6 protein-coding genes are annotated in these 6240 nt (G+C 70.3%); 5 read left to right on the top strand and 1 reads right to left on the bottom strand.

Annotated features, from left to right (window positions below; genetic code table 11):
* Window positions 1-72 precede the first annotated feature (72 nt).
* Genes ACRDP3_RS06035 through ACRDP3_RS06025 form a run of 3 tightly spaced genes read left to right on the top strand, consistent with a single transcriptional unit; the run spans window position 73 to window position 3303 of the window.
* Window positions 73-1050: an ABC transporter permease gene (locus ACRDP3_RS06035; protein WP_431515773.1), complete on the top strand. Its 978-nt coding sequence runs from the start codon at window positions 73-75 to the stop codon at window positions 1048-1050.
* Window positions 1051-1060: 10 nt separating this feature from the next.
* Window positions 1061-2134 carry an ABC transporter ATP-binding protein gene (locus tag ACRDP3_RS06030; RefSeq protein ID WP_431515772.1) on the top strand — a complete coding sequence of 358 codons (1074 nt, stop codon included), beginning with the start codon at window positions 1061-1063 and terminating at the stop codon, window positions 2132-2134.
* Between the two features lie 14 nt (window positions 2135-2148).
* Entirely contained in the window at window positions 2149-3303 is a 1155-nt protein-coding gene (locus ACRDP3_RS06025; protein ID WP_431515771.1) for an ABC transporter ATP-binding protein, read from the top strand.
* An 82-nt stretch (window positions 3304-3385) separates the two neighbouring features.
* On the opposite strand, the gene ACRDP3_RS06020 is transcribed toward ACRDP3_RS06025, so the two are convergent.
* Window positions 3386-5599 carry a prolyl oligopeptidase family serine peptidase gene (locus ACRDP3_RS06020; RefSeq protein ID WP_431515770.1) on the bottom strand — a complete coding sequence of 738 codons (2214 nt, stop codon included), beginning with the start codon at window positions 5597-5599 and terminating at the stop codon, window positions 3386-3388.
* 216 nt (window positions 5600-5815) lie between these two features.
* On the opposite strand from ACRDP3_RS06020, the gene ACRDP3_RS06015 reads away from it, so the two are divergent.
* Window positions 5816-6010, top strand: coding sequence for a hypothetical protein (locus ACRDP3_RS06015; protein ID WP_431515769.1), 195 nt, complete (start codon window positions 5816-5818; stop codon window positions 6008-6010).
* Between the two features lie 26 nt (window positions 6011-6036).
* The coding region (locus ACRDP3_RS06010) for a PIG-L family deacetylase (protein ID WP_431515768.1) at window positions 6037-6240 on the top strand (204 nt) is incomplete at its 3' end.

The following is a 6240-nucleotide window of genomic DNA, read 5'->3' as shown; positions in this document are numbered from 1 at the left end:
CCCTCCGGGGCGGGCACCACCGGCCCGTTCCCCCACCCACGAATCCGCTGCCCACGAGAGCTGCGTCCCGCCATGCTACGTTTTCTCACCCGCCGGCTGCTCGGCGCGATAGTGATCCTGCTGATCATCAGCGCGGTCACGTTCTTCCTCTTCTACGCGATACCGCGCGACCCGGCCCTGCTGGCCTGCGGGAAGAACTGCACACCGGACGCGCTGGAAATCATCCGCAAGAACATGGGCATCGACGAGCCCCTGCCCATGCAGTACTGGCACTTCATGGCGGGCATCGTGACCGGCCGGGACTTCGCTCAAGGGGCCTGCCCAGCACCGTGTTTCGGCTACTCCTTCGCCAACTCCGAGCCGGTCTGGGACACGATCCTCGACCGCTTCCCCACCACGGTCTCGCTGACCGTCGGCGGAGCCGCCGTCTTCCTCACCATCGGTCTTGGTGCCGGCATGATCGCCGCATGGAAGCGCGGCACGCTCGCCGACAAGGTCTTCAGCACCGCCTCGCTGGTGCTCAGCTCGATGCAGATCTACTTCGTCGGCCCGCTGGTGCTCGCGCTGTTCGTCTTCAACCTGGGCCTGCTGGACCAGCCCAAGTACGTACCGCTGACCGAGGATCCGGCCGGCTGGTTCATGGGCCTGCTCATTCCGTGGCTGGTGGTCCAGATCATCTTCACCGCGAACTACACCCGTCTGTCCCGCTCCTCGATGATCGAACAGCTGGCGGAGGACCACGTCCGCACGGCGCGGGCCAAGGGCATGTCGGGGAAGTTCGTCTTCTTCCGCTACGCCTGGCGCGGCTCGCTCATCCCCATCGTCACCATCTTCGGCGTGGACCTCGGCTCCCTGTTCGGGGGCGCGATGATCACCGAGTGGACGTTCTCGCTGCCGGGGCTGGGACGGCTGGCGGTGGAGTCCGTGCAGAACACCGATCTGCCCATGGTGATGGGCGTGATGCTCTTCGCGGCGACCTTCATCATCATGTTCAACGTCATCGTGGACGCCGCCTATGCGTTCATCGACCCGCGCGTGCGGCTGGCCTAGGAGTACCGCTGTGACCACCCTGACCAAGGAAGCGGACGTCCCGACGCCGCGGGAGGCCGGCGCCTCCGGCGCGTTCCTGTCCGTACGCGACCTGTACGTGCACTTCGACACCGAGGACGGCACCGTCAAGGCCGTCGACGGCCTCTCCTTCGACCTGGAGCGTGGCCAGACCCTCGGCATCGTCGGCGAGTCCGGCTCGGGCAAGTCGGTGACCAACCTCTCCATACTCGGGCTGCACAACCCGCGGAAGACGGCGGTCTCCGGCGAGATCCTGCTGGACGGCCAGGAGCTGACGGGGGCGCGCGAGAAGACGCTGGAGTCGCTGCGCGGCAACAAGATGGCGATGATCTTCCAGGACCCGCTGACCGCGCTGTCCCCGTACTACACCGTGGGCCGGCAGATCGGCGAGCCGTACCGCAAGCACCTGGGCGCGTCCAAGCGCGAGGCGCACCTGCGGGCGGTCGAGATGCTGGACAAGGTCGGCATCCCCAACGCCAAGCTGCGGGTCAACGACTACCCGCACCAGTTCAGCGGCGGCATGCGGCAGCGCGCGATGATCGCGATGGCGCTGGTGTGCAACCCCGACCTGCTCATCGCCGACGAGCCGACGACCGCGCTGGACGTGACCGTACAGGCGCAGATCCTCGACCTGCTCAAGGACCTCCAGCAGGAGTTCGGTTCGGCGATCGTCTTCATCACCCACGACCTGGGCGTGATCGCCAACGTCGCGGACGACATCCTGGTGATGTACGGCGGGCGCGCCGTCGAGCGCGGCACGGTCGCGCAGGTGCTGCGGGCACCCCAGCACCCGTACAGCTGGGGCCTGCTGGGCTCCATGCCGCGGCTGAGCAGCGACGTCAACGAGGCGCTGGTGCCGATCCACGGCACCCCGCCCAGCCTGCTCTCGCCGCCGCCGGGCTGCCCGTTCCACCCCCGCTGCGACTTCGTGGACCAAGTGGCCGGGAACCGCTCCTGCAACGCCGACCGGCCCGAGCTGCCCGCCGGCCGCGGCGCCGCCTGCCACCTGACGGCCGAGCAGAAGCAGACCTTCTTCATCGAGCAGATCAAGCCCCGGCTGGGCTAGGGAGACTGACAGCAATGAGCGACGAACTCACCCTGACCAAGCCCCAGGACGAGCCCCGGGACAAGGTCCCCAGCACGGACGAGCCCCTGCTCCAGGTCAAGGGTCTGACCAAGCACTTCCCGATCATGGGCGGCTTCCCCTTCAAGCGGCAGGTGGGAGCGGTCCAAGCGGTCGACGGGATCGACCTGAGCGTCATGCCGGGCGAGAGCTTCGGCCTCGTCGGTGAATCGGGCTGCGGCAAGTCCACGACCGGCAGGCTGCTGACCCGGCTCCTGGAACCGACCAGGGGCACCATCACCTACCGGGGCCGGGACATCTCGCGCGCCAGCCGCAAGCAGCTGGCGCCGGTGCGCTCCGAGATCCAGATGATCTTCCAGGACCCGTACTCGTCGCTGAACCCGCGGCAGACGGTCGGTTCCATCATCGGCGGGCCGATGGAGGTCAACGGCATCAACCCGCCCGGCGGCCGGGAGAAGCGCATCCGGGAGATGCTGGAGACGGTCGGCCTCAACCCCGAGCACTACAACCGCTTCCCGCACGAGTTCTCCGGCGGTCAGCGCCAGCGCATCGGGGTCGCCCGCGCACTCGCCCTGGAGCCGAAGCTGATCGTGGCGGACGAGCCGGTCTCGGCGCTGGACGTCTCCATCCAGGCGCAGGTCGTGAACCTGCTGAAGAAGGTGCAGAGCGAGCTGGGCATCGCGTTCGTCTTCATCGCGCACGACCTCGCCATCGTCCGGCACTTCTCGCATCGGCTCGCGGTGATGTACCTGGGGAAGATCGTCGAGGTCGGCGACCGCGACTCGATCTACAACCGGCCGCGCCACCCCTACACCCACGCGCTGCTCTCGGCCGTGCCCGAGGCCAAGCTGAACGACAACGAGGAGGAGGAGCGCGAGCGCATCCGGCTCGCCGGCGACGTGCCCTCCCCGATCAACCCCCCCTCCGGCTGCCGCTTCCGTACGCGCTGCTGGAAGGCCCAGGACAAGTGCGCCACGGACGAGCCGCCGCTGGTCCAGATCTCCGGCAACCTCGCGGGACATCTGACCGCCTGCCACTTCCCCGAGGAGGGATCGACGACCGCCCGCGAGGAGGACATCATCCTCGACAAGGCGCTGCTGGCGATGGAGGAGGGCCAGCCCGCCGACGCGGTGCCGGAGCAGACCACCTGAGGGTCGGTTGTGATCGTCGGTACGACGGGCGCCGTCGCGAGAAGCTCGCGGCGGCGCCCGTAGGCGTGTCGCGGCGCCCGCGCTACGCGACGCCCAGCGTGCGCTTGAGGAAGGCCACCTGGCACAGCAGCAGGTTCTCCGCGATCTGCTCCTGCGGCGTCATGTGGGTCACCCCCGACAGCGGCAGCATCTCGTGCGGGCGGCCCGCGGCGAGCAGGGCGGAGGAGAGCCGCAGCGTGTGCGCCACCGCGACGTTGTCGTCCGCGAGGCCGTGCACCAGCAGCATCGGGCGGTGCCGGTCGACGGCACCGGAGAGGCCCTCGTCGGTGATCACGGACGTACGCGCGTACACCTCGGGGTCGTCCTGCGGGGTGCCGCAGTAGCGCTCGGTGTAGTGCGTGTCGTAGAGCCGCCAGTCGGTGACCGGGGCGCCCACGACGGCCGTGTGGAAGACGTCGGGGCGGCGCAGCACGGCGAGCGCGGCGAGGTAACCGCCGTAGGACCAGCCGCGGATGCCGACCCGGTCCAGGTCCAGCGGGTGGCTCTCCGCGAGCGAGAGGAGCGCCTCGACCTGGTCGTCGAGGGTGACGGCGGCGATGTCGCGGGAGACCGCCTTCTCCCAGGCCGGCGAGTGACCGGGGGTGCCGCGGCCGTCCGCGACGACCACGGCGAAGCCCTGGTCCGCGAACCACTGCGAGGTGAGGTAGGCGTTGTGCGCGGCCACCACGCGCTGGGCGTGCGGGCCGCCGTAGGGGTCCATGAGGACGGGCAGGGGGCCGTCGCCGTCGCGGTAGCCGGTGGGCAGCACGACGGCCGCCGGGATCTCGCGCTTGCCGGTGCGCAGCAGGCGCGGGGCGGTGGTGAGGAGGGGCGTTTCGGCGTGCGAGGCGATGACGTCGAAGGGGGCCACGGGGCCGTCGGTGGCGTTCTCGGCGAGGCGCAGCACGGTGGCCCGGGTGCCCGGGCGGTCGAGTGCCGCGGTGGCGAGCACGAGGGTGTCACCGGCGCACACGGCGGAGGCCACATGCGCCCTCCCGTCGTCGTCGCCGGCGGTGAGGCGCGTACAGCCCGCGAGTGAGCCGTCCGCGGCGAACCGCGCGCGGTAGACGCCGATGTCCCCGACCCCCCGGCCGAGTGGCTCGTCGGGGCCGCCGCCCGGGGAGGCGGAGAAGAGCACGCCGTCCGCGCCGACGTCGAGCACCGCCCGTACGTGCAACCCCGCGGGCGAGAACGCGCGGTCGCCCACCACCAGTACCCGTGTCGCCGCGGTGTCCTCGATCCGGACCAGCCGCCCGTCCGGCGTCCAGGCGGGCACCCCGCTGAAGAGCTCCAGCCAGTCCGGGTCCTCGTCGGTGTGCAGGGTGGTGGTGGTTCCGGTCCCGGTGTCGACGCCGAGGTAGAGCTGGGTGCGCTGGTCGCGGGACTGTACGAGCAGCAGGGGCGGCCCGCCGGCCGACCAGTGGACGCGGGCGAGGTAGGGGTGGCGGGCGCGGTCCCACTCGATCGCGCCGGGAGTCCCCCCAGGCCCGCCAGGGCCGAGGGGGAACTTCCCGTCGGCGCTCAGCAGGTGGAGCGTGACCTCCGCGTTGGGCGTGCCGGCCGCCGGGTAGGGCACTTCGGCCGGCTCCTGTTCCGGGTTGGCGGGGTCGGCGATCCACCAGCGTTGTACGGGCGCGTCGTCGGCGCGGGCGACGAGCAGCCGGTCGCTCTCGGGGGACCACCAGAAGCCGCGGCTGCGGTCCATCTCCTCGGCGGCGACGAATTCGGCCAATCCGTAGGTGACCGTGCCGGTTTCGGGGGCCGCCAGCACGCGGTCGCCCGTGCCGTCCGCCTCGATGGCGCGCAGGGCGCCCCCGCAGACGTAGGCGATGCTCCGCCCGTCGGGGGAGGGGCGCGGGTCCACGACGGGCGTGGGCGTGCTCAGTTCGCTCACGGTCCCGGTGCGCAGATCGGTGGTGAACAGGCGCCCAGACAGCGTGAAGGCGGCCATGCCGACCTCCATGTCGGTGGCATATCCGACGATTCCGGCGGAGCCTTCGCGGCTGCGTTCGCGACGTGCGCGTTCCTCGGGGGACAACTCCTCGGCGGCGCCGCCGAGAAGACGCCCGGGGTCGGCCGCGACATACTCCCGTGCCGCGGCCGGTTCCCGTACCCACAGCAGATTCGCCCGGTCAGTGCCTTCGCGGGAGCGGAGGAAGACGACACGTGAGCCGTCGGGGGAAACGGTGAACGCGCGCGGGGCGCCGAGGGTGAACCGTTGGGTGCGGGCGTACTGCCGCGGGAAGGTCGTGGCCATGCGCCAGAGCGTAGGCCCTCGCGGGTGCGCGCGGCTGTGGCCGGAACCGAATATGCGCCCCTCTTCTGCACCCGTGCACCCGGTCCATGACATCTGACGGGTAGTTATGATCGATTGCAGTGGCGGGGCCCGGCATACGGCCGGAGGCCCGTCCCTGTCATGGGCTCATGCTGTCCGGATCCGTTGCCGCCCGCGCGTACTTGGAGGTGAAGCGCCGTGGCACTCTCAATCTCAGCGGTGGTGCTGCTGCTGATCATCGTCTTCCTGCTCGTCAAGAAGTCGGGGCTGAAAGCGGGACACGCGGTGGTGTGCATGCTGTTGGGCTTCTACCTGGCAGGCTCATCGATCGCCCCCACCATCCGCGATGTGACGACGAACGTGGCGGGGATGCTCGGCGACATCAAGTTCTGACGGTCCCGTCCCGTTAGGGTCGGGTCATGAGTTCGGGTTCGGATCCCGACCGCCGTCTGCTGCTGGTGCACGCGCATCCTGACGACGAGTCGATCAACAACGGTGCCACCATGGCCAAGTACGCCGCCGAGGGCGCCCGCGTCACGCTGGTGACCTGCACCCTCGGTGAGGAGGGTGAGGTGATCCCGCCGGAGCTGGCCCACCTGGCACCGCAGCCGCAGCCGCAGCCG

Origin of the sequence: Streptomyces sp., from assembly GCF_050698815.1 — a bacterium.
Lineage (GTDB): Bacteria > Actinomycetota > Actinomycetes > Streptomycetales > Streptomycetaceae > Streptomyces.
This window is presented reverse-complemented; position numbering and strand designations above follow the sequence as displayed.

Coding starts and splice junctions, on each gene's coding strand:
- ACRDP3_RS06020 (WP_431515770.1), bottom strand. CDS start 5,599: ATGGCCACGACCTTCCCGCGGCAGTACGCCCGCACCCAACGGTTCACC.
- ACRDP3_RS06025 (WP_431515771.1), top strand. CDS start 2,149: ATGAGCGACGAACTCACCCTGACCAAGCCCCAGGACGAGCCCCGGGAC.
- ACRDP3_RS06035 (WP_431515773.1), top strand. CDS start 73: ATGCTACGTTTTCTCACCCGCCGGCTGCTCGGCGCGATAGTGATCCTG.